At 70.2% G+C, this 20,849-nt stretch carries 16 protein-coding genes; 12 read left to right on the top strand and 4 right to left on the bottom strand.

Annotation, left to right across the window (positions count from 1 at the left end):
- Positions 1 to 56 precede the first annotated feature (56 nt).
- From VDQ83_RS10140 to VDQ83_RS10130, 3 genes are all read left to right on the top strand, one after another.
- The gene (locus tag VDQ83_RS10140) at positions 57 to 2,288 is read left to right on the top strand and encodes a DPP IV N-terminal domain-containing protein (RefSeq protein WP_455434824.1); all 2,232 of its coding nucleotides are present in this window, start codon (positions 57 to 59) and stop codon (positions 2,286 to 2,288) included.
- Between the two features lie 43 nt (positions 2,289 to 2,331).
- A complete protein-coding gene (locus tag VDQ83_RS10135) occupies positions 2,332 to 2,913 on the top strand; it encodes a cytochrome c oxidase assembly factor 1 family protein (RefSeq protein ID WP_455434823.1) in 582 nt (193 codons plus the stop codon).
- Between the two features lie 405 nt (positions 2,914 to 3,318).
- Entirely contained in the window at positions 3,319 to 5,106 is a 1,788-nt protein-coding gene (locus VDQ83_RS10130; RefSeq protein ID WP_455434822.1) for a DUF885 domain-containing protein, read from the top strand.
- A 735-nt stretch (positions 5,107 to 5,841) separates the two neighbouring features.
- On the opposite strand, the gene VDQ83_RS10125 is transcribed toward VDQ83_RS10130, so the two are convergent.
- Positions 5,842 to 6,306, bottom strand: coding sequence for a YbjQ family protein (locus VDQ83_RS10125; RefSeq protein ID WP_263396135.1), 465 nt, complete (start codon positions 6,304 to 6,306; stop codon positions 5,842 to 5,844).
- Positions 6,307 to 6,485: 179 nt separating this feature from the next.
- On the opposite strand from VDQ83_RS10125, the gene VDQ83_RS10120 reads away from it, so the two are divergent.
- The 3 genes from VDQ83_RS10120 to hemB all read left to right on the top strand — a co-directional run bounded on the left by VDQ83_RS10120 (position 6,486) and on the right by hemB (position 10,039).
- Positions 6,486 to 6,734, top strand: coding sequence for a hypothetical protein (locus tag VDQ83_RS10120; RefSeq protein ID WP_455434821.1), 249 nt, complete (start codon positions 6,486 to 6,488; stop codon positions 6,732 to 6,734).
- 127 nt (positions 6,735 to 6,861) lie between these two features.
- Positions 6,862 to 8,622 carry a thiamine pyrophosphate-dependent enzyme gene (locus VDQ83_RS10115; protein ID WP_455434820.1) on the top strand — a complete coding sequence of 587 codons (1,761 nt, stop codon included), beginning with the start codon at positions 6,862 to 6,864 and terminating at the stop codon, positions 8,620 to 8,622.
- 424 nt (positions 8,623 to 9,046) lie between these two features.
- Positions 9,047 to 10,039: a porphobilinogen synthase gene (hemB, locus tag VDQ83_RS10110; protein WP_455434819.1), complete on the top strand. Its 993-nt coding sequence runs from the start codon at positions 9,047 to 9,049 to the stop codon at positions 10,037 to 10,039.
- A gap of 155 nt (positions 10,040 to 10,194) precedes the next feature.
- Here the strand turns inward: hemB and VDQ83_RS10105 are convergent, their stop codons facing one another.
- On the bottom strand, positions 10,195 to 11,205 hold the full coding sequence (locus tag VDQ83_RS10105; RefSeq protein ID WP_455434818.1) for an SDR family oxidoreductase: 1,011 nt from the start codon (positions 11,203 to 11,205) through the stop codon (positions 10,195 to 10,197).
- Between the two features lie 93 nt (positions 11,206 to 11,298).
- Between VDQ83_RS10105 and VDQ83_RS10100 the strand changes: the two genes are divergently transcribed.
- A complete protein-coding gene (locus tag VDQ83_RS10100) occupies positions 11,299 to 12,186 on the top strand; it encodes a LysR substrate-binding domain-containing protein (RefSeq protein WP_455434817.1) in 888 nt (295 codons plus the stop codon).
- A gap of 128 nt (positions 12,187 to 12,314) precedes the next feature.
- On the opposite strand, the gene VDQ83_RS10095 is transcribed toward VDQ83_RS10100, so the two are convergent.
- Positions 12,315 to 13,067, bottom strand: coding sequence for a DNA/RNA non-specific endonuclease (locus VDQ83_RS10095; RefSeq protein ID WP_455434816.1), 753 nt, complete (start codon positions 13,065 to 13,067; stop codon positions 12,315 to 12,317).
- Between the two features lie 195 nt (positions 13,068 to 13,262).
- On the opposite strand from VDQ83_RS10095, the gene VDQ83_RS10090 reads away from it, so the two are divergent.
- Complete coding sequence (locus VDQ83_RS10090; protein WP_455434815.1) at positions 13,263 to 15,764, top strand: PepSY domain-containing protein; 2,502 nt, start codon at positions 13,263 to 13,265, stop codon at positions 15,762 to 15,764.
- Positions 15,765 to 16,023: 259 nt separating this feature from the next.
- Here VDQ83_RS10090 and VDQ83_RS10085 read toward each other — a convergent pair whose 3' ends face one another.
- Positions 16,024 to 16,923 carry a TolB family protein gene (locus VDQ83_RS10085; RefSeq protein WP_455434814.1) on the bottom strand — a complete coding sequence of 300 codons (900 nt, stop codon included), beginning with the start codon at positions 16,921 to 16,923 and terminating at the stop codon, positions 16,024 to 16,026.
- A gap of 52 nt (positions 16,924 to 16,975) precedes the next feature.
- Here VDQ83_RS10085 and aroE point away from each other — a divergent pair, with 52 nt between their 5' ends.
- The 4 genes from aroE to dinG all read left to right on the top strand — a co-directional run bounded on the left by aroE (position 16,976) and on the right by dinG (position 20,832).
- The gene (gene aroE / locus VDQ83_RS10080; RefSeq protein ID WP_455434813.1) at positions 16,976 to 17,824 is read left to right on the top strand and encodes a shikimate dehydrogenase; all 849 of its coding nucleotides are present in this window, start codon (positions 16,976 to 16,978) and stop codon (positions 17,822 to 17,824) included.
- A 43-nt stretch (positions 17,825 to 17,867) separates the two neighbouring features.
- Positions 17,868 to 18,194 carry a hypothetical protein gene (locus tag VDQ83_RS10075; protein WP_263396126.1) on the top strand — a complete coding sequence of 109 codons (327 nt, stop codon included), beginning with the start codon at positions 17,868 to 17,870 and terminating at the stop codon, positions 18,192 to 18,194.
- A gap of 90 nt (positions 18,195 to 18,284) precedes the next feature.
- Positions 18,285 to 18,647: a hypothetical protein gene (locus tag VDQ83_RS10070; protein WP_455434812.1), complete on the top strand. Its 363-nt coding sequence runs from the start codon at positions 18,285 to 18,287 to the stop codon at positions 18,645 to 18,647.
- A gap of 55 nt (positions 18,648 to 18,702) precedes the next feature.
- Positions 18,703 to 20,832, top strand: a complete 2,130-nt coding sequence (gene dinG, locus VDQ83_RS10065; protein WP_455434811.1) for an ATP-dependent DNA helicase DinG — start codon at positions 18,703 to 18,705, stop codon at positions 20,830 to 20,832.
- The last annotated feature ends 17 nt before the right edge of the window (positions 20,833 to 20,849 follow it).

Here is a 20,849-nt window from a genome sequence, read left to right as displayed (position 1 = left end):
CTCTCAACCCCGGGCGCGCGCATCCTCCTGCGCCCGGCGCTCCGCCAGGAACCTTCATGCGCTCTCTGTTCGCCGCTCTCGCCCTCATGCTCGCCACTCCCCTCGTTCCCGCGCACGCCGAGAAACTGACCCTGGAGGCCATCACCGGCAGCAAGCCGTTGTCCGGCCCTACCTTGATGAAGCCGAAGGTCGCGCCCGACGGCTCGCGGGTGACCTTCCTGCGCGGCAAGGACAGCGACCGCAACCAGCTGGACCTGTGGGAATACGACATCGCCAGCGGCCAGACCCGGCTGCTGGTGGATTCGAAGGTGGTGCTGCCGGGCACCGAGACGCTGAGCGACGAGGAGAAGGCGCGGCGCGAACGCCAGCGCATTTCCGCCTATTCGGGCATCGTCGACTATCAGTGGGCGCCGGATGCGCAGGCGTTGCTGTTCCCGCTCGGCGGCGAGCTGTACCTGTACGACCTGCGCAAGAGCGGCCGCGCCGCGGTGCGCAAGCTGACCGACGGCGAGGGCTTCGCCACCGACCCGAAGATCTCGCCGAAGGGCGGTTACGTGAGCTTCGTGCGCGCGCGCAACCTGTGGGTGATCGAGCTGGCCAGCGGCCAGCAGCATCAGCTGACCCGCGACGGCAGCGAGACCATCGGCAACGGCGTGGCCGAGTTCGTCGCCGACGAGGAGATGGATCGCCACACCGGCTACTGGTGGGCGCCGGACGATTCGGCGATCGCCTTCGCCCGCATCGACGAGTCCGGCGTGCCGGTGCAGAAGCGCCCGGAGGTCTACGCCGACCACACCGAGGTGATCGACCAGCGCTATCCGCAGGCCGGGCAGCCCAACGTCAGGATCCAGCTGGGCACGATCGCGCCGCGCGCCGACGCGCAACCGCAGTGGATCGACCTGGGCAAGAATCCGGACATCTACCTGGCGCGGGTGGACTGGCGCGATGCGCAGCGGCTGACCTTCCAGCGCCAGTCGCGCGACCAGAAGCGGCTCGAACTGGTCGAAGCGACGCTGGCCGGCGGCAAGCAGCGCGTGCTGGTCACCGAAACCAGCAAGACCTGGGTGCCGCTCAACAACGACCTGCATTTCCTCAAGGACGGCCGCTTCGTCTGGGGCTCGGAGCGCAGCGGCTACGAGCACCTGTACCTGGCCTCGGAAGACGGCCGCAAGCTGCTCCCGCTGACCCACGGCGACTGGATCGTCGACGAACTGCTGGCGGTGGACGAGGGCGCCGGCAAGGTCTACTTCTCCGCGACCAAGGAGTCGCCGACCCAGACCCACATCTACGCGGTGCCGCTGTCCGGCGGCGCGATCGAGAGGCTGTCCAAGCCCAACGGCACGCATGCGGCCAGCTTCGCCAAGAACGCCAGCGTCTACGTCGACAGCTGGTCCAACACCGCCACCCCGCCGCAGATCGAGCTGTTCCGCGCCAATGGCGAAAAGATCGCCACGCTGCTGGCCAACGACCTGGCCGATCCGCAGCATCCCTACGCGAAATACCGCGATGCGCAGCGCCCGGTGGAATTCGGCAGCCTGACCGCGGCCGACGGCAAGACGCCGCTGCACTACCGGCTGACCAAGCCCGCCGGATTCGACCCGGGCAAGCGCTATCCGGTGGTGGTCTACGTCTACGGCGGCCCGGCCGCGCAGACCGTGGTCGATGGCTGGCCCAGCCGCGGCGATGCGCTGTTCGACCAGTACCTGGCCCAGCATGGCTACGTGGTGTTCTCGGTCGACAACCGCGGCACCCCGCGCCGCGGCCGCGACTTCGGCGGCGCGCTGTACCAGCGGCAGGGCACGGTGGAAGTGGACGACCAGCTGCGCGGCGTCGCCTGGCTGAAGGCGCAGCCGTGGGTGGATGGCGCGCGCATCGGCGTGTACGGCTGGTCCAACGGCGGCTACATGACCCTGATGCTGCTGGCCAAGCACAGCGAGGCCTATGCCTGCGGCGTGGCCGGCGCACCGGTCACCGACTGGGGCCTGTACGACAGCCACTACACCGAGCGCTACATGAACCTGCCCGCGGCCAATCCCGCCGGCTACCGCGACGGCCGCGTGGCCGCGCACCTGGACGGCCTGAATTCGCCGCTGCTGCTGGTCCACGGCATGGCCGACGACAACGTGCTGTTCACCAACTCCACCTCGCTGATGAGCGAGCTGCAGAAGCGCGGCAAGCTGTTCGAACTGATGACCTATCCTGGGGCCAAGCACAGCCTCTCCGGCAGCAACGCGCTGCACCGCTACCGCACCACCGAAGCGTTCCTGGCGCGTTGCCTGAAGCCCTGATCGCACATCCCGCATCGCCTCTCTCCGAAAAGGAATTCCCCGCATGTCCACGCCTCCGCCGCTTCCAGAGACGTCCTCCGCACCGCCACCGTCGCAGCAGCAGCTACCGGCCAAGCGCGGTTGGTGGGCGCGGCACTGGAAATGGGCGGTGCCCTTGCTGGCGTTGCTGCTCGGCGCGATGCTGCTGGGCTCGATCGCCATGTTCGTGGCCGGCATCGCGAGCGTCACCAAATCGTCCGAGCCCTACCAGGTCGGCCTGAAGGCGGCGCAGCACGATCCGCGGGTGATCGAGGCGTTGGGCGCGCCGGTCGAGGACGGCATCATGCCCAGCGGCAGCATTTCCACCAGCAACGGCACCGGCAGCGCCAACTTCAGCGTCTCGCTGCACGGCGCACGCGGCAACGGCACCCTGTACATCGAGGCCGAGCGCCATGCCGGCGAATGGCACTACACCACGCTGCAGGTGCTGCCCGATGCCGGCGAAGCGATTCCGCTGCTCGACGAGTCGGACATGGACGAGCCCGGCGAGACCGACGTCGAGTCCGACCCGGAGATGGACGCCGGCGACGAAGCGCAGGCCGAGGCCGACCCGGTTGTCCCGGCGGACGCCGACAGCACGCAGTAGGCATGCGGGGCATGCACCGCGGATTGCCGGCAGTCTGGCTGATGGTGGTGTATTGCACGGCGTCGCCCACTTCAGTGTGTGCAGTGGCAGGCGCCGCGAAGTCGCCTGCCGAAGCGCTCGGACAATAGCGCCACCTGCCAGCACGAACCTCGGCGCATTGCTGCGTCGCAGTAGCGCAAGCGGCGCATCGAACCGCGGCGCTGCGGTGCTCATCGACCAGGCCGCCCAGTTCGGGAGCGGAGTCGGCCACCGAGCTGGCGCCGGTCTCGATGTCCTGGAACGGCGCCCGCCGCGTCCGTTTGCGAGTGCCTCGTCCCGGATCGGCACTGCCATGACCTACGGCAGGTTGCTGGCCGAGCGTGCGCCGCGTACGGTCGCCGCATCGTCCCGTTGGAGAAGCACCCGATGAAGCCACTCGTCCTCGCCATCGCGCTGGCCCTGACCACGCCGCTGCCCGTGCTGGCGCAGACCGCCCCGGCAAAGGCCCAGGTCGCCAGCCCGGCATGGGTGACGCGCAGCAACGACTTCGCGCAGATCCTGCTGCAGGCGCAGGCCCCGTTCCAGCCGGAGGAAGTGAGCTTCTTCGGCGTGCCCGGCTACGACGACAAGGTCGCCGACCTCGGCCCGGACAACGCCCGCCGCTATCGCGACGCGATCGCCCAGGCCCGGCGCGCGCTGCAGGAGAAACTGGAGCTCGAGCGCGATCCCAACGTGCGCCAGGACCTGGCGATCATGCTCCACGCCGCCGACCAGGCCATCGAGGGCAGCGCGTTGAACGAGCGGCTGCTGCTGCCATGGAACGATGCACCGCAGATGGTGTTCGGCGGGATCAACAACCTGCTGTCCGAGCAGGTGCCGGCAGCGCGCCGGGCCAAGGCCCTGGACCGGTTGCAGCGCTACGTCGGCCTGCTGCCCGGCAGCACCTCCTCGCTGCTGCTGGCCCGCCAGCGCTACGAGGAAAAGCGCGCCGACGGCGCGCTGTTGCCGCCGACCCGGCGCGAGGTCGAGCAGGCGCTGAGCAACGTGGACACCTACGCCAAGGGCATCCGCGAATTGTTCGCCACCTACAAGATCGACGGTGCCGAACCGGCGCTCGCGGCGATGGACAAACAGTTCAAGGACTACGCCGCGTGGACGCGCAAGGTGGTGTTGCCGAAGGCACGCGAGGACGCGCGCCTGCCGCCGGAGCTGTATGCCTTCCAGCTCAAGCAGGTCGGCATCGACATCGCGCCGCAGCTGCTGATGCAGCGCGCGCAGCTGGAATTCATGGAGACCCGCGCGGCGATGCAGCAGTTGGCGCCGCTGGTGGCCAAGGCCAAGGGCCTGAAGGTCGACGATGCCAGCGACTACCGCGCGGTGATCCGCGCGCTCAAGCGCGACACCATCGCCAACGACGAGCTGGAGACCCACTACCGCGGCGTCATCGAAAAGATCGACCCGATCATCCGCCAGCAGCGCATCGTCGACGTGCCGCAGCGGCCGATGCAGATGCGGCTGGGTTCGGCCGCCGAGAGCGCGGCGCAGCCGGCGCCGCATTTCCGCCCGGCGCCGCTGGTCGGCAACACCGGCGAGCAGGGTACCTTCGTGCTGCCGCTTGGCAATCCGGATAGCGCCGGCAAGGGCGAGCACTACGACGACTTCAACTTCGGCTCGGCGGCGTGGACGCTGAGCGCGCACGAAGGCCGGCCCGGCCACGAACTGCAGTTCACCGCGATGGTCGAGCGCGGCGTGTCGCTGGCGCGCAGCATGTTCGCGTTCAATTCGGTCAACGTCGAAGGCTGGGCGCTGTACGCCGAGGCCGAACTGGTGCCGTACGAACCGCTGGACGGCCAGCTGATCGCCCTGCAGTTCCGCCTGCTGCGCGCCGCCCGCGCCATGCTCGACCCGATGCTCAACCTGGGCCTGATCGACCGCGAACGCGCGCGCCTGGTGCTGGAGAACGACGTCGGCCTGTCGCCGGCGATGGCGCGGCAGGAACTGGACCGCTACATGATGCGCGCGCCCGGCCAGGCCGGCAGCTACTTCTACGGCTACAGCCGCATCATGGAACTGCGCATGCGCACCGAACTGGCGCTGGGCGCGAAGTTCGACCGGCTCAAGTTCAACAACTTCCTGCTCGACCAGGGCCTGCTGCCGCCGGACCAACTGGCGACGGCGGTGGACGAGGTGTTCGTGCCGGCGCAGCGGAAGTGATCACGTGATCAGGGCGTGCCGCTGCGGCGACCGCAGCGGCACGCATGATGCAAGCGGATCAGTGATCGTACGGGGTGCTTTCCGGGCGCCCGTTCCCCATCCAGTCGCTCGCCTTGCCGCCGCCAATGGGGCAGATGCGCATGTACTCGCCTACGGCGTCGACGGCAGTCTGTGTCCATACTTGGAAACACACATTGCCAACGCAGCACGGGCCGGTCGAGGTTGGCCAGGGGCAATAGCCAGGCACAGCCATCCATATCCCAGCCCTTGGAGTGATAGGAATCCAGTTCTTGTCCCTGCCCTTGCAGCCCTGCGTGCAGAACACGAACGGGTCGTTGTCCCGGCACGACAGCTCTTCGTATACAGGGACTGCGCTGGCAACGCCCTGCAGCCCGAAGAATGCGACCAATATCCATATCCAGCGCTTCATAACGAGTCCTTCTGTCAAAGACGGTCCAATCCGGGCGCTCAGACTAATGACGTGGCATTACTCTTGCGGGTCCGCCGCCAAGGCAGACCCGGTCCCTCAACTCCCCGGAGTCGGAATACTATAACCCGGCCAATGGCTTGCAAGGTCCCGGTGGCCACCGTTGGTCGTTTGGTGCCCCCTGGCTCGGCCAGAGCGCGATCAGGCCACTCGCCGGCCTTGCCGGAGGGGTGTCGGTTTCCGGCATTGCCGACCGTGGTGGGGCCAGGCCGTAGCGACGCCGTGCCGGCGTCTGCCTGCCGGGGCGATCAGTGTTCCTGCGGGGGCAATGGCTGCTGCGGCGGCGCAGCCGGCACCTGCGCGCCCGGCGGCACCCAAATCGCCATGCCGGCGGCGCGCTTCTGGGTGGTCGGGATGCCGATGCCCAGGCCGCCACCGACGTGGCCGCCGTAGCTGCCGGCGCCGACCGACATGCCGCCGCCCGAGCGTTGCGAGGCCACGCCCATCAGCACCACGCCGTTGGCGCCGAGCTTGGCCGCCTCGCGCTTGAGCCGCGCCATGGCGGCGTCGGTCTGCCCCTGGGTGCCGAACCCTGCCGCGCTGGAGGATTCGAGCTGGGCGATGTCGACCGCGCCGACGGGCGGGGTCGAATAGATCTGGACCAGGGCCGGGTCGATCGGCGGACGCGGCGCGCCGACCATCACCTTGGAGGAACTGGCGCAGCCGGCCAGCGCGAACAGCAGCGCCAGCGGCAACAGCGGTCGGACGTTCATGGCATTACCCCCGCGGATCGGATACGAGGCGATGATAGGCGGGATCGGTGAACCGCGACGTACCCGCCATCGCCATGCCCACCGTGGCACGCCCGCCGTGAGCCCCATGCCAAGAGTTGGCTTGCGTCGGCAGGGGCGCACGCTATGGTGCGCACTGGCATTCAGCGAAGGGCGACGGCATGGGCTTGATCAGTCTGTTGTGGGGCATCGTGGCGTTGCTGTGGATGATCCTGGCCTTCATCCCGCTGCTGGGGTGGGGCAACTGGTTCGTGATCCCGTTCGCCGCGGTCGGGGCGATCATCGCCGCGATCGGCCTGCTGTTCACCTCGGCGCCGAAGCGCGGCCGGGCCAAGACCGGGCTGATCCTCAACGGCCTGGTGATCGTGGTCGGGGTGGTCCGCTTGAGCCTGGGCGGCGGGGTCATCTGACCCAACCGGCGTGCCGGCACGCGTGCCGCCGCCGCGCGTTTTCGCATGCCCTTGACCGTGTCCTGACAGGCACCGTACCGGCGCCGTGCTGTGCTTGCTACGACCCAGTCTTGAGCAGGAGCGGAGCATGGCGCGCAACGGGGCGGACATCCTGATCGACACGCTGATCGGCTTCGGCGTGGACACGATCTTCGGCATGCCGGGCGACGGCATCAATGCACTGATGGAAGCGATCCGGGTGCGCGCGCCGCGGGTGCGTTTCGTGCAGATGCGCCACGAGGAATCGGCGGCCTTCGCGGCCACCGCCCATGCCAAGGTCAGCGGCAGGCTGGGCTGCTGCCTGGCCACCACCGGCCCGGGCGGGATACACCTGCTGAACGGACTCTACGACGCCAAGCTCGACCGCGCGCCGGTGATCGCGATCACCGGGTCGCCGTACCACGACCTGGCCGACACCTTCACCCAGCAGGACGTGGACCACAGCAAGCTGTTCATGGACGTGGCGGCGTACTCGGCCCGGGTGATGGGCGCCGGGCAGGTCGAGAACGTGGCCAGCCTGGCCTGCCGGCATGCGCTGGCGCTGCGCGGCGTCGCCCACCTGGCGATGCCGATCGACGTGCAGGACGAGCCGGAATCGGCCGACGTCGCCTCCAGCCGCAACCTGCCGCACCATGCCTCGCTGCTGCCGGCGGCCGGCCACGGCTGCGCCGATGCGGACGCCATCGCGCGCGCCGCGGCGCTGTTGAACGCGGCGCAACGGGTGACCATCCTCGCCGGGCAAGGCGCGCTGGGTGCGGTCGAGGCGTTGACCGAGACCGCCGAGCTGCTCGGCGCGCCGATCGTCAAGGCGCTGCTCGGCAAGGGCCTGCTGGCCGACGACCACCCGCTCACCACCGGCGGCATCGGCCTGCTCGGCACCCGGCCCAGCCAGGAGGCGATGGAGCGCTGCGATGCGCTGCTGATCGTCGGCTCGACCTTTCCCTACATCGAGTACTACCCCAAGCCCGGCCAGGCGCGCGGCGTGCAACTGGATTGCGACGCCACCCGCATCGGCCTGCGCTTCCCGGCCGAGGTGGGCCTGGTCGGCGATGCGCGCAGCACCCTGCAGGCGCTCAACGCGCACCTGCGGCGCAAGCAGGACCGCCGCTTCCTGCAGCAGGCGCAGGACGGCGCGCGGCAATGGCGGGACCTGTTGCGCAGCAGCGTCGAACGCCAGGCGATCCCGATGCCGCCGGGCCGGATCGTGCGCGAGATGGGCGACCGCCTGGACGAGGACGCCATCGTGGTGTGGGATTGCGGCCACAACACCGGGCTGATGGCGCGCTACGTGCAGGCGAAGGCGCGCCAGACCTACATCGGTTCCGGGCTGCTGGCGTCGATGGCCTGCGCCGTGCCCTACGCGATCGCCGCGGCGCTGGCGCATCCGGGCCGGCAGGTGGTCGCCTTCACCGGCGATGGCGGCCTGAGCATGCTGATGGGCGAACTGGTCACCATCGTCCGCTACCGCCTGCCGATCAAGCTGGTGGTGATCAAGAACAACACGCTGGGCCAGATCAAATGGGAGCAGATGATGTTCCTGGGCAATCCGGAGACGGAGTGCGACCTCACCCCGATCGACTTCGCGCTGGTGGCGCAGGCCTGCGGCATCGCCAGCTGGCGGGTGGAGGATCCGGCGCAGTGCGCCGAGGTGGTGCAGGCGGCGCTGGCCGCGCCCGGGCCCGCGTTGATCGAGGCATCCGTGGATCCCAACGAGCCGCTGCTGCCGCCCAAGCGCGTGGAGCAGTACGTCCAGCACCTGCAGCAGGCCTTGCAGCGGGGCACGCCGGGCGCGCAGGAACTGCGCGAAGCGCTGGCGCGCGAGCCGGCGCGCACGATGCTGCAGGACTGAGCGGCGGGACTGACGGGCTACCCGGCGGATCCGGCATCGGTTCGAAGCACCTGCGCCGATTCCACCGCGCCGAGATGCCGAGATGCGGCCTGTGTTGCCGCGCCATGCCGCCTGTGCGGCTTCGCGGCCGCGCCGACCTAGTGCTGTGCTGCGATGCCGGCAACTGCGCGGCCAAATGACGACGACGTCCCGGGCGCGCTATGTGTTCGACAACGCCGAGCCACTGCGGCGCGCAAGCGGTTCCGGCGGACGCTGCGTCCCGTGCCGCCGGCTACGGGGCGTCGGCACCGGGCGTAGAATGACGCGCTGTCGATGTGGCGCACGGCATCGCCGAAAGGCGGCCGCCAGCGTCCGTCCCGGCCGAGGCGGCGCATGCGGTCGCCTGCCGGCCGCGCGGCGCCTGTCTCCTTGCAGAGGAACCGTTATGCCCCATCCCCACTACCGCCCCCGGCGCATGCGCCGCGACGACTTCTCGCGCCGGCTGATGCGCGAGAACACCCTGACCGCCGACGACCTGATCTGGCCGGTGTTCGTGCACGAGCTGTCCGGGCGCGCGCCGATCGCGTCGATGCCCGGCGTGGAACGGCTGTCGCTGGACGAGTTGCTGAAGGACGCCGAGAGCGCGCTGGAACTGGGCATTCCGGTGATCGACCTGTTCCCGGTGATCGACCCGTCCGGCAAGAGCCTGGACGCGGCCGAGGCCTGGAACGAGGACGGCCTGGCGCAGCGCGCGGTGCGCGCGCTGAAGGCGCGCTTCCCCGAGCTGGGGGTGATGACCGACGTGGCGCTGGACCCGTACACCACCCACGGCCAGGACGGCATAATCGACGCGCACGGCTACGTGCTCAACGACATCACCGTCGAGGCGCTGGTCAAGCAGTCGTTGTCGCATGCGCAGGCCGGCGTGGACATCGTCTCGCCCTCGGACATGATGGATGGGCGCATCGGCGCGATCCGTCGCGCGCTGGATGCCGACGAGCACCTGCACGTGCGCATCATGGCCTACTCGGCCAAGTACGCCTCCGCCTTCTATGGCCCGTTCCGCGACGCGGTCGGCAGCGCCGGCAACCTCGGCAAGGCCGACAAGAGCACCTACCAGATGGACCCGGCTAACGGCGAGGAGGCCTTGCGCGAGATTGCGCTGGACCTGGAGGAAGGCGCGGACATGGTCATGGTCAAGCCCGGCATGCCCTACCTGGACGTGGTGCGGCGGGTGAAGGACGAGTTCCGCGTGCCGACCTTCGCCTACCAGGTCAGCGGCGAATACGCGATGCTCAAGGCCGCCGCCGCCAACGGCTGGCTGGACGAGCGCAAGTGCGTGCTGGAATCGCTGATGGCGTTCAAGCGCGCCGGCGCCGACGGCGTGCTGACCTATTTCGCGCCGCAGGTGGCGCGCTGGCTGCGCGAGGCGCGCTGAAGTGGTCGCGTCTTGCGATTCAGAGGATGCCGCTTTGTTGTAGGAGCGGCTTCAGCCGCGACAGGACGCTACCGGTAGCATTCTGTCGCGGCTGAAGCCGCTCCTACAAAGGCAGGATGCGCGCAGGGAAAGACCTGCAGGCATAGGCGCTGCACTTATGACGTGGACGCTGACTGCGCCAGCGGCATGGATGTCGCCGCCGGCAGGCAGCCCAAACCGATCAGCGTCGCTTCCATCGCTTCGTCCAGCGGCGTGTGCGGCTCTTCGCCGAGCGCCTGCAACAGGCGCGCGTTGCGCATGCGCAGCGGATGGCGCCACAGCGGGCGCATCTCGCGCAGTTCGCGCGCCAGCGGCCAGAAGGGCGCGGCCAGGGTCAGCAGCCACCACGGGAAGCGGCGGGTCTTCGGTTGCGGCATGCCGTGGCGGCGCACCACGCGCGCGATCGCCGCGGCCATCTGGGTGCCGTCGGCGTCCCAGTGTCCGTCCATGTGCAGGCGCGCGAATGCCGGAAGCGCGTCGCGCTGCTGCAACAGCCGGAGCATGGTCCGCGCCACGTCCGGCACGTAGGCCCATTGGTGGCCGACACCGGGATCTCCCGGCAGCGTCACCGTGGCGATCGGGCGGCCCGGTTTCACCAGCCCCTGCGCGAGCCAGCTGTTGCCCACGCGCGGGCCGAAGAAGTCGCCCGCGCGCACCACGATGACCCGCGCGCCGTGCGCGGTCGCGGCCTGCAGGCGCCGCTCCAGCTCGACCCGGATCGCGCCCTTGCGCGTGGCCGGCGTCTGCGGCGCGTCTTCGTCCGGCGCCGGGTAGGCGTCCAGGCCGTAGTTGTAGACCGTGCCCGGCAGCACGATGGTCGCGCCTTCGGCGCAGGCCGCGGCGATGGTGTTGTCGATCATCGGCAACACCAGTTCGGCCCAGCGCCGGTAGCCGGGCGGATTGACCGCGTGCACGATCACCGCGCAGCCGCGCGCGGCCTGCAGCACGTCCTCGCGGCACATCGCGTCGCCGCGCAGCCAGTGGATGCCATCGCGGGTTTCGCCGGCGGCCGGGACCGCGCGCTGCAGGGCGCGCACCTGCCAGCCGGCGTCGCGCAGTTGGCGCGCCAGTTCGCCGCCGATGCCGCCGGTGGCGCCCAGGACCAGGGCGGTGGAGGTCGTTGTCATGCGGATGCTCCATTGCAGGGGTGGCGGCCAGTCTGGCCGCGGCCGCGTTGCAAAGGAATTGGCGAACATGGTCGATCGGCTATACATTTATGTATGGATAGCGCAATCGGTTGGGAGTTGTATCGGACGTTCCTCGCGGTGCTGGAGGAAGGGTCGCTGTCGGCGGCGGCGCGTGCGCTGGCGCTGACCCAGCCCACGGTCGGCCGGCATGTGGCGGCGCTGGAGAAGGCGTTGGCCGTGCCGTTGTTCGTGCGCTCGCAGACCGGGCTGCTGCCGACCGATGCGGCGCTGGCGCTGCGCGGCCATGCGCAGTCGATGGCCAGCATCGCCGCGTCGCTGCAGCGCGCGGCGGGCCGTCATGGCGAGGCGGTGCAGGGCACGGTGCGGATCGCCGCCAGCGAGGTGATCGGCGCGGAAGTGCTGCCGCCGGTATTGGCCGGCTTGCGCCGCGCGCATCCGCAGTTGCGGCTCGAGCTGGTGCTGAGCAACCGCGTGCAGGACCTGCTGCATCGCGAAGCCGACGTGGCGGTGCGCATGACCCGGCCGCAACAGGATCTGCTGGTCGCCCGCCGCATCGGCGAGGTGACGCTCGGCCTGTACGCCCATCGGGACTACCTGGCCCGACACGGAACGCCGCAAGGCCTGGACGACCTCGTGCAGCACGCGCTGGTCGGCTTCGATGCGGAGACGCCGTTCCTGCGCGCCGCGCGCGCGGCGCTGCCGCTGTGGCGCCGCGAGGCGTTCGCGCTGCGTGCCGACAGTGACCTGGCGCAGCTGGCCTTGATCCGCGCCGGCTGCGGCATCGGCTTCTTCCACATGCCCCTGGCGCGGCGCACGCCGAGCCTGGTGCCGGTGCTGCCGCAGCAGGTGCGCCTGGGCCTGGAGACCTGGATCACCATGCACCAGGACCTGCGCGGAAGCGCCGCCTGCAGTGCGGTGTTCGCCGCGCTGGCGGACGCCATGACCGCGCACGTGAGTTGAGCGACGTACGCGGTCATCTTCGGATGTTCGATCGACGGTGCCGCCGCAGCTATCCGCGGCAGCATCGATAACCGCTCAGCCGATCATGCTATTGCGAATCCCGAATCCCGAATCCCGAATCCCGGCTTTCAAGGCAACGTCAACGCGATTGGCGTGGACTTCATCGCCGCGGCGATCGCCGGGAACGGGTCGACGCTGGCCATCGTGATCACGTCGTCGATCGACACCACGTCGCAGGTGATGCTGTCGTCGTTCACGCACAGGTATGCGGCCGCGCCCACGCCCGGCTCGTACACCGCCTTCCATACGTAGTCCGCCACTTCCACCTTGTCGGTGCCGATCGTCGTCACGTTGTCGTCGAAGGCCGGGCCGGTCACCACGTAGATCTCGCCGCGCTGCTTGGCCAGTTGCCGCACCTGCTCCTCGATGCGCGCCCACTCGCCAGTGTTGAGCTTGTGGTCCTGCGGGACCACGTTGGCCATCGAGAAGGTCTCCTTCTCCGAACTTTCGGTCGAGGCGTCGCCGGCCGGGGTCATGTGGCCGCGGTCGAAGCCGGTATTGGTGTAGTCCGAGCTCTTGGAGCGGTCGGCGGCGGGGATGGCGGTTTCCTCGTGGAACGAGCCGACCCGGCCGATCGCCTCGGCACCGGCGACCTGCTGGTCGGTCAGGTGCTCGGCCGAGTACAGCGGACCCTTGGTCACGCCCGAGGCCAGGATCGCGTATTCGGTATGGCAGACCTCGGTGGTGCGCGCGCTCAGCGCGGTGTCCACGCTCGGCGGCTTGCCGCCAGCGTACAGCGTGGCGCAACTGGTGGCGGCCATCGCCGTCTGGGCCGTGAACAACGCAAGCAGCACCAGACAACCGCGCAGGGAGAAGGACATCGCGTACCTCGCTAGCCAGGGGGAGCGAAGAAAGTGGCGAAGGGCCATGTCGCTGCGGTGACCGCTGGATGTGGCGTGCGTGTCAGCCAGGGCTGGCAGTCATGTTTGTGGAGGGGCCGGCGAGGCACCGGCGCAATTCGATTCGATAAGCGTTCTCATCTACAATGCGCGGCCGCCTTCGACCGTGCCTGTGCCGTGACCAAGAAGCTGTTGTTCCAGCTGCACTGGCTGCTCGGCATCAGCGCCGGACTGGTGCTGTCGGTGATGGGCCTGAGCGGGGCCACGCTGGCGTTCGAGGACGAGATCGTGCGCTGGGCCAACCCGCCGCTGGCCGAGGCGGCCGCGCGCCACGCCGCCGGCGAATCGCCGCTGCCGCTGGCCGAACTGGCGCGGCGGCTGGACCTGGGCGGCACGCACCGCACCACGCGCCTGCTGATCGACCCGACCGGCACGCGCCCGTCCAACGTACGCCTGGCCGGCGGCGACGGCGGGCGCCTGTATTTCGATCCCTATACCGGGCAGACCGTGGCGGAGCCGCGCTTGACCGGCTTCTTCGCCTTCGTCGAGGACCTGCATCGGCGTTTGGCCGCTGGCGAGCGCGGCAAGGCCGTCACCGGCGCGTGCGCGATCGTGCTGCTGTTCTTCTGCCTGTCCGGGCTGTACCTGCGCTGGCCGCGGCAATGGTGGAGCTGGCGCGCGTGGTGGGCGGTGGAATGGAAGCGGCAGGGGCGCGGCTTCCTGTGGAGCCTGCATTCGGTGATCGGCACCTGGTGCCTGGCCATCTACCTGCTGATCGCGCTGACCGGGTTGTACTGGTCCTACGACTGGTACCGGCAAGGGCTGGTGGCGGTGCTCGGCGGCGAGCGCGCGGAAAGCGGCGGCGGCCGCGGCGGCAAGCCGCCGGCGGTGGACTATGCGCGGCTGCAGGCCGCGCTCGATGCGCTGCCCGGCGTGCGCCGCGCCTACCTGGACCTGCGCCTGCCCGGGCGTCCCGGCCAGCCGGCGATCGCGCGCTACCTGGCGGAAGATCCGGTGCACAGCCGCGCCTTCGACGGCGTGGAGATCGATCCGCGCAGCGGCCGCGTCGTGCGCCGCCTGGACTATCGGCAGCAGCCGCTGGGTCGACAGTTGCTGAGCAGCGTCTTCGCCCTGCACAGCGGCAGCTTCTTCGGCCTGCCCGGGCGCCTGCTGGTGCTGCTGGCCAGCCTGTGCATGCCGCTGTTCTTTGTCACCGGCTGGCTGCTGTACCTGGACCGGCGGCGCAAGAAGCGCGCGCTGCGCAGTGCGCGGCGCGGCCTGGGGCCGACTGCGCCGGCGGCCGCCGAGCCGTGGCTGGTCGGATTCGCCAGCCAGAGCGGATTCGCCGAGCGCCTGGCCTGGCAGGCCGCCGGGCAGCTGCAGGCGGCCGGCGTACCGGTGCAGGTGCAATCGCTGGCGCAACTGGATACGGCGCAACTGCTGCGCGCGCGGCGTGCGCTGTTCGTGGTCAGCACCTTCGGCGACGGCGAAGCGCCGGACCCGGCGCGGGCGTTCGAGAAGAAGGTGCTGCGCCAGGCGCAGGCGCTGCCCGAGCTCGGCTATGCGCTGCTGGCGCTGGGCGATCGCCAGTACGCGCGCTTCTGCGGATTTTCGCGGCGGCTGGAGCAGTGGCTGGCCGCGCAGGGCGCGCAGGCGCTGTTCCCGGCGGTGGAGGTGGACAACGCCGACCCGCAGGCGCTCGCGCAATGGCAGCGGCAGTTGTCCGCGGTCACCGGCGTGGCCGCGGCGGCGCCGGAACTGCAGGCGCCGCCGTCGCTGGAGTGGCGCCTGGCCGGGCGCGCGCTGCTCAATCCCGGCAGCGCCGGCGCGCCGGTGTGGCGCATCGATCTGGCGCCGCCGGCGCAGGCGCAGTGGCAGGCGGGCGACATCCTGGAAGTGCAGCCATGCCATGCCGCCGACGCCGTGCGCGCCTGGCTGGACGCGCATGGCCTGGCGGCGGACACGCCGCTGCACGCCGGTGGCGTGTCGCTGCCGTTGCAGGCGGCGCTGGCCGATCGCGACCTGGCGCCGCCCGGGGACGCGCACGATCTGCAGGCCTGGCTCGATGCGCTGCCGCAGCTGCCGCTGCGCGAATACTCGATCGCCTCGGTGCCGGCTGACGGCCTGCTGCAACTGGTGGTGCGCCTGACCCGGCGCGACGACGGCAGCGCCGGCCTGGGCTCGGGTTGGCTGTGCCTGCATGCGCCGCTGGGCACCGCGGTGCAGGCGCGGGTGCGCGCCAACCCCGGTTTCCGCCGGCACGGCGATGCGCCGCTGCTGCTGATCGGCAACGGCACCGGCATCGCCGGCCTGCGCAGCCTGCTGCGCGAAGCCGAGGTTGCCGGCGTGCATGGCCACTGGCTGCTGTTCGGCGAACGCAACGCCGCGCACGATGCGCTGTTCGGTGCGGAATTGCAGGCTTGGCAGGACAGCGGCCACCTGCAGTGGCTGGACCTGGCGTTCTCGCGCGACCAGCCGGGCAAGGTCTACGTGCAGGATCGCCTGCGCGACGCCGCCGACGAGGTGCGCGCCTGGATCGCGCGCGGCGCCACGCTGCACGTCTGCGGCAGCCTGGACAGCATGGCCCGCGGCGTGGATACGGCCTTGCGCGACATCCTCGGCGAGGATGCGCTGGATACGCTCAGCGCGGCCGGGCGTTATCGGCGCGATGTGTATTGAGGTCTGATGCAGGTGGAGCGATTCGGGAGAGTTATCGGCCCAGGATCGAATCCGGTGGCGTTGTCTTCATCGCTGCGTCTGTCGCGGCTGAAGCCGCTCCTACAAGGGCAGAAGGCGCAGCTCGCTTTTTTGTAGGAGCGGCTTCAGCCGCGACCAACTGCATCAACGATCATTGCAGCGACCGTTCCAGCAGCGCTTGCAGACAGGCATGCGTCACCGATCTTCGGCATTCGCACGTCCAGCAGCGCAGCCGTCGCCGTCAGCGCGTACCCGCACAATCGCCGCTGCCGCTCGCCGCCGGGGCCTTCATCCGGTACACGTCGCGCTGGCCGGCCTTCGGTGCGCGCGCACTGCCGACGACCAGCAGTTCGCTCGGTTTGGAGGCGTCCAGTACCGCGCCGCGCGTGTCGCCGTCGGCACCATTGAACGACAGCGCCAGCGGCTGCGGCTGCACGTAGCGCCCAGCGGCGCACTGCGCCAGCCACAACTGCGTGCCTTGCGCCTTGCGCGCCCGCGCGAACACCAGCGCGCGGCCGTCGCCCAGCCAGGCGGCATCGGTTTCGTCGTCGGCGCTGTCGATCCCGTCCAGCGCCTGCAACTGGCCGAAGACCTGGCCTTGCAGCCGCGCCACGAACAGGTCCATGCCGCCGGCACCGCCATGCCCGTCGCTGGCGAACAGCAGCCGGGTGTCGTCCAGCGACAGCGTCGGCGTGCGTTCGTCGCCGCGTGAATTCACCGCCGCGCCCAGGTTCTGCGGCGGGCCGTAGCGGCCGTCGGCCAGCACCGGCGCGCGGTACAGATCGCTGCCGCCGTGGCCGCCGGCGCGGTCGGAGGCGAAATACAGCCAGCGCCCGTCGGCGCTGAAGAACGGGTCGGTATCGGCGCCGGGCGTGTTCAGCGGCGCCGGCAGCGGCTGCGCGTCGGCCCAGCGCCCGTCGCGCAGCGTGGCCTGCCACAGGTCGCCGCCACCGGGCCCGCCGGCGCGGTCGGCACTGGCCCAGACGATGCGCTGGCCGTCTGCGGAAACGCTGGCACGGGTCTCGTCGGCCTTGGTCGAGACCACGCCCATGCCCTCGATGCCGAACTCGGAAAGCGCGAACGCCGACGGCGCGCAGAGTAAACTCGCGGCCAGCGCGAGCGGCAGGGCGGGGGTCCGCATGTCGGATTCCTTCGGATGTCGCGACCAGTCTAAAACAACCAACGAGCGTTCCATGCCCACATCCCGTTATGCCGTGTTCGGCCATCCCGTCACCCATTCGCTGTCGCCGCGCATCCATGCCGACTTCGCCAAGCAGGCCGGCATCGCCCTGCAGTACGACGCGATCGACGCCATGCCGGACGGCTTTGCGGCGGCGCTGGCGGCGTTTGCCGTGGAGGGCGGGGTGGGCGCCAACGTGACCCTGCCGCTGAAGGAAGCCGCCTACGCGCACAGCGTGATCCACAGCGAACGCGCGCAGCGCGCCGGGGCGGTCAACACGCTCAGCTACCGCGACGGGCAGTGGCACGGCGACAACACCGACGGCGCTGGCCTGGTGCGCGACCTGACCGGGCGCAACGGCCTGGACCTGCGCGGTCGCCGTGCGCTGCTGCTCGGCGCCGGCGGTGCCGCGCGCGGGGTGGCGCCGGCGCTGCTGGACGCCGGCGTGCAGCAGCTGATGATCGTCAACCGCTCGCCCGAACGTGCCGATGCGCTGGTCGATGCGCTGGGCGAACCGGCGCGCGCCATGTCCCGCTACTGGGAAGACCTGCGCGAACTGGGCGACTTCGAACTGATCGTCAACGCCACCGCCGCCGGCCGCGACGAGGCGGCGGGATTCTCGCTGCCGCTGTCGCTGGTCAACAGCATGACCCTGGCGGTGGACCTGAACTACGGCGAGATCGCGATCCCGTTCCTGGCGTGGGCGCGCGCGGCCAACTGCCGCGATACCGTCGACGGCCTGGGCATGCTGGTCGAGCAGGCGGCCGAGAGCTTCGAGCGCTGGCACAGCGTGCGTCCGGACACCGATCCGGTCTACGCCGCGCTGCGCGCGCGCGATGCGGTGCTGGTGAGCGCCGACTGACCCGAGCGCTCCGGCGCTTTCTTTGAGCTTCCACGGAGATCGCATGGACAATGGATTCCTGCTTCAGTTGTTGACCACGGTGGGCTTCCAGCTGCCGATCCTGATCGTGCTCGGCGTCGGAGTGGTGCTGTTGTCCACGCGCCGACCCGGCCGTGCACGCACGCTCGGCCTGTGGGGCTTGAGCCTGCTGCTGGTCGGCGGGCTATGCGGTTCGGTGACCTCGCTGTTGCCGATATGGATCGTGTCCCAGGGCGGAACGTTCACCAGCTACGCGGCCTGGTACGGCATCCTGCAGGCCGTGTTCACCATCCTGCATGCAGTGGCGATGCTGCTGGTGGTGCTGGCGCTGCGGTTCGCCCTGCCGCGCTAGAACCGATTCCGCACCGGCTGGCGCGTCCGGGCGGCGGCGTCCGGCACCCGCGGCGTCGGTGCCGATGCGGCGCAACCGAAGGAGACGGCAATGCTGGCGACTGCGATCCAGCCGCTGCTGGAGGTCAAGATGGTGACCGGCGGGATCGGCCTGCTGGCGCGCTTCCTGCTGCCGCTGATCGGCCTGCTGCTGCTCGCGCGCCTGGCGCCTTGCCGCGCACGCACCCTGGCGCAGGCCGGATTGGCGGTGCTGATGGCGAACGCGGTGCTGCCGCGCGCGCTGAACGCGGCAGTGGGCTGGGCGCAACTGATGTCCGATCGGCTCGCCGAGCCGTACGCATGGACCTACGCGTCGATCCGCCTGCTGGAAGATGCGCTGTACGTGCTCGGCGTGGCGCTGTTGTTGCAGGCCTTGCGGCGCGCGTTGCCGCGCAGGCCTTCCGCGCTGCGTTAAGGTCCGCGTCCGCGCCGGTGTCAATCCGTGCGACCGGACGTGAGAAAATGCGCGGATGAACGACACCCCCACGCCGGCCGCGCAGTCCGCGCCCGGCAAGCCCCAGCGCGAGCTGACCGAGCCGCTGAAGCTCGCCATCCGCGACGCCTACACCAAGCTGCAGGCCAACACCCCCGGGTTCCGCGTGCGCCGCGCGCAGAGCCAGATGATCGGGGTGGTGTCGCGCGCGCTGGGCACCAGCGGCGGCGTCGGCGTGGCCGAGGCGCCCACCGGCGTCGGCAAGAGCCTGGGCTACCTCACCGCCGGCGTACCGATCGCGCTGGCCAGCAAGAAGAAGCTGGTGATCAGCACCGGCACCGTGGCGCTGCAATCGCAATTGGTGGAGCGCGACATCCCCGCCTTCCTCAAGGCCACCGGCATCGAGGCGACGGTGGCGCTGGCCAAGGGCCGCACCCGCTACCTGTGCGCGCGCAACGTCGCCGAACTGCATGGCGAAGCCGCGCAGGACAGCATGTTCGAGGACGAGGCGCCGCTGTACGATCGCCCGCTGAGCCCGGCCGAGGCCGAGCAGGCGCGCGGCCTGGCCAAGGCCTACGCCGACAAGACCTGGAACGGCGACCTGGACACCGCGCCGGAGCCGATCCCGGCGTCGCTGCGCGCGCGCATCACCACCAACGCCGCCGGCTGCGCCGGGCGCCGCTGCTCGTTCGCGGTGCAATGCCCGGTGCTGAAAGCGCGCAGCGACGTGCGCGACGCGCAGATCGTGGTCACCAACCACGCCTTGCTGCTGTCGGCGCTGGCGCTGGGCGACAGCGACAACGGCCAGCCGCTGATCGCGCCGCCGGCGGACATGCTGCTGGTGCTCGACGAGGGCCACCACATCGCCGGCGTCGCCATCGACCAGGGCGCGGCCAACCTGGCGCTGGACGACATGGCGCGGCGCACCGGCCGCCTGCAGTCGCTGGTCGGTGCCGCCTACCGGCTGGCCGACAAGGACACCATCGGCAACCAGTTGCCGAACGAGGCGATCGAACTGGCGACCCAGGTCAGCAAGGGCTTGAAGGCATTCCGCGCCGAGATCGAACGCGCCTGGGTGCCGGATCCAAGCCAGGAGGAACCGATGTGGCGCGCGCCCAACGGGCGCCTGCCCGAGGACTGGAAGCCGTTCATCGACGCGCAGGCGCAGGACACTGCCGCACTGCTCAACTGGGTGCAGGCCGCGCATCAGCTGGTGGCCAAATCCAAACAGGAGGACGCGGCCAAGGAGCGCCTGCAGCGCAGCCTGGGCATGGCCCTGGAGATGGTCGAGCAGCAGTACGCGTTGTGGCTGGGCTGGCGCCGCGAGGACCAGGACGGGCAGGCGCCGATGGCGCGCTGGATCACCGCCTCGCGCGATGCCGACCTGGTCTGCCATTGCTCACCGGTGTCGGCCGCGCAGGTGCTGCGCGCGCTGCTGTGGAGCGAAGTGGACTCGGCGGTGCTGACCTCGGCCACGCTGACCGGCGGCGGCGATTTCCAGGCGCTGGCGATCGACAACGGCCTGCCCGCGCATGCCGAGATGGTGTCGCTGTCCTCGCCGTTCGACCTGCCCAACCAGGCCGAACTGATCGTGCCGAAATTCCCGGTGGCGCCGGACGACCGCGAGGGCCATCCACGCGAGGTCGCGCGCTATCTGGTCAAGGAACTGGACTGGGGCAAGGGCTCGATCGTGCTGTTCACTTCGCGCTGGAAGATGCTCAAGGTCGCCGACCTGCTGCCGGTCGCGCAGCGCAACCGCGTGCTGGTGCAGGGCGAGGGTTCCAAGTCGCAGATGATCGGCGAGCACATGCGCCGCATCGCGGCCGGCGAGGGCTCGGTGCTGTTCGGGTTGAATTCGTTCGGCGAAGGCCTGGACCTGCCGGGCGACGCCTGCACCACCGTGGTCATCACCCAGGTGCCGTTCGCGGTGCCGACCGACCCGCAGACCGCGACGCTCGGCGAGTGGTTCGAAAGCCGTGGCCTCAACGCCTTCAACCTGATCGCGGTACCGCACGCGCTGCGCACCCTGACCCAGTTCGCCGGCCGCCTGATCCGCAGCTCCAGCGACCATGGCCGGGTCATCATCCTCGACTCGCGCTTGCTGACCAAGCGCTATGGCAAGCGCATCATCGATGCATTGCCGCCGTTCAAGCGGGTGATTGGCTAGCGCCACGCGCTGTCTAC

Source organism: Xanthomonas sp. WHRI 7945, from assembly GCF_035026585.1.
The sequence above is the reverse complement of the archived record's forward strand: the minus strand, read 5'-3'. Positions and strand labels throughout refer to the sequence as shown.

Coding starts and splice junctions, on each gene's coding strand:
- VDQ83_RS10140 (WP_455434824.1), top strand. CDS start 57: ATGCGCTCTCTGTTCGCCGCTCTCGCCCTCATGCTCGCCACTCCCCTC.
- VDQ83_RS10135 (WP_455434823.1), top strand. CDS start 2,332: ATGTCCACGCCTCCGCCGCTTCCAGAGACGTCCTCCGCACCGCCACCG.
- VDQ83_RS10130 (WP_455434822.1), top strand. CDS start 3,319: ATGAAGCCACTCGTCCTCGCCATCGCGCTGGCCCTGACCACGCCGCTG.
- VDQ83_RS10125 (WP_263396135.1), bottom strand. CDS start 6,306: ATGAACGTCCGACCGCTGTTGCCGCTGGCGCTGCTGTTCGCGCTGGCC.
- VDQ83_RS10120 (WP_455434821.1), top strand. CDS start 6,486: ATGGGCTTGATCAGTCTGTTGTGGGGCATCGTGGCGTTGCTGTGGATG.
- VDQ83_RS10115 (WP_455434820.1), top strand. CDS start 6,862: ATGGCGCGCAACGGGGCGGACATCCTGATCGACACGCTGATCGGCTTC.
- hemB (WP_455434819.1), top strand. CDS start 9,047: ATGCCCCATCCCCACTACCGCCCCCGGCGCATGCGCCGCGACGACTTC.
- VDQ83_RS10105 (WP_455434818.1), bottom strand. CDS start 11,205: ATGACAACGACCTCCACCGCCCTGGTCCTGGGCGCCACCGGCGGCATC.
- VDQ83_RS10100 (WP_455434817.1), top strand. CDS start 11,299: ATGGATAGCGCAATCGGTTGGGAGTTGTATCGGACGTTCCTCGCGGTG.
- VDQ83_RS10095 (WP_455434816.1), bottom strand. CDS start 13,067: ATGTCCTTCTCCCTGCGCGGTTGTCTGGTGCTGCTTGCGTTGTTCACG.
- VDQ83_RS10085 (WP_455434814.1), bottom strand. CDS start 16,923: ATGCGGACCCCCGCCCTGCCGCTCGCGCTGGCCGCGAGTTTACTCTGC.
- aroE (WP_455434813.1), top strand. CDS start 16,976: ATGCCCACATCCCGTTATGCCGTGTTCGGCCATCCCGTCACCCATTCG.
- VDQ83_RS10075 (WP_263396126.1), top strand. CDS start 17,868: ATGGACAATGGATTCCTGCTTCAGTTGTTGACCACGGTGGGCTTCCAG.
- VDQ83_RS10070 (WP_455434812.1), top strand. CDS start 18,285: ATGCTGGCGACTGCGATCCAGCCGCTGCTGGAGGTCAAGATGGTGACC.
- dinG (WP_455434811.1), top strand. CDS start 18,703: ATGAACGACACCCCCACGCCGGCCGCGCAGTCCGCGCCCGGCAAGCCC.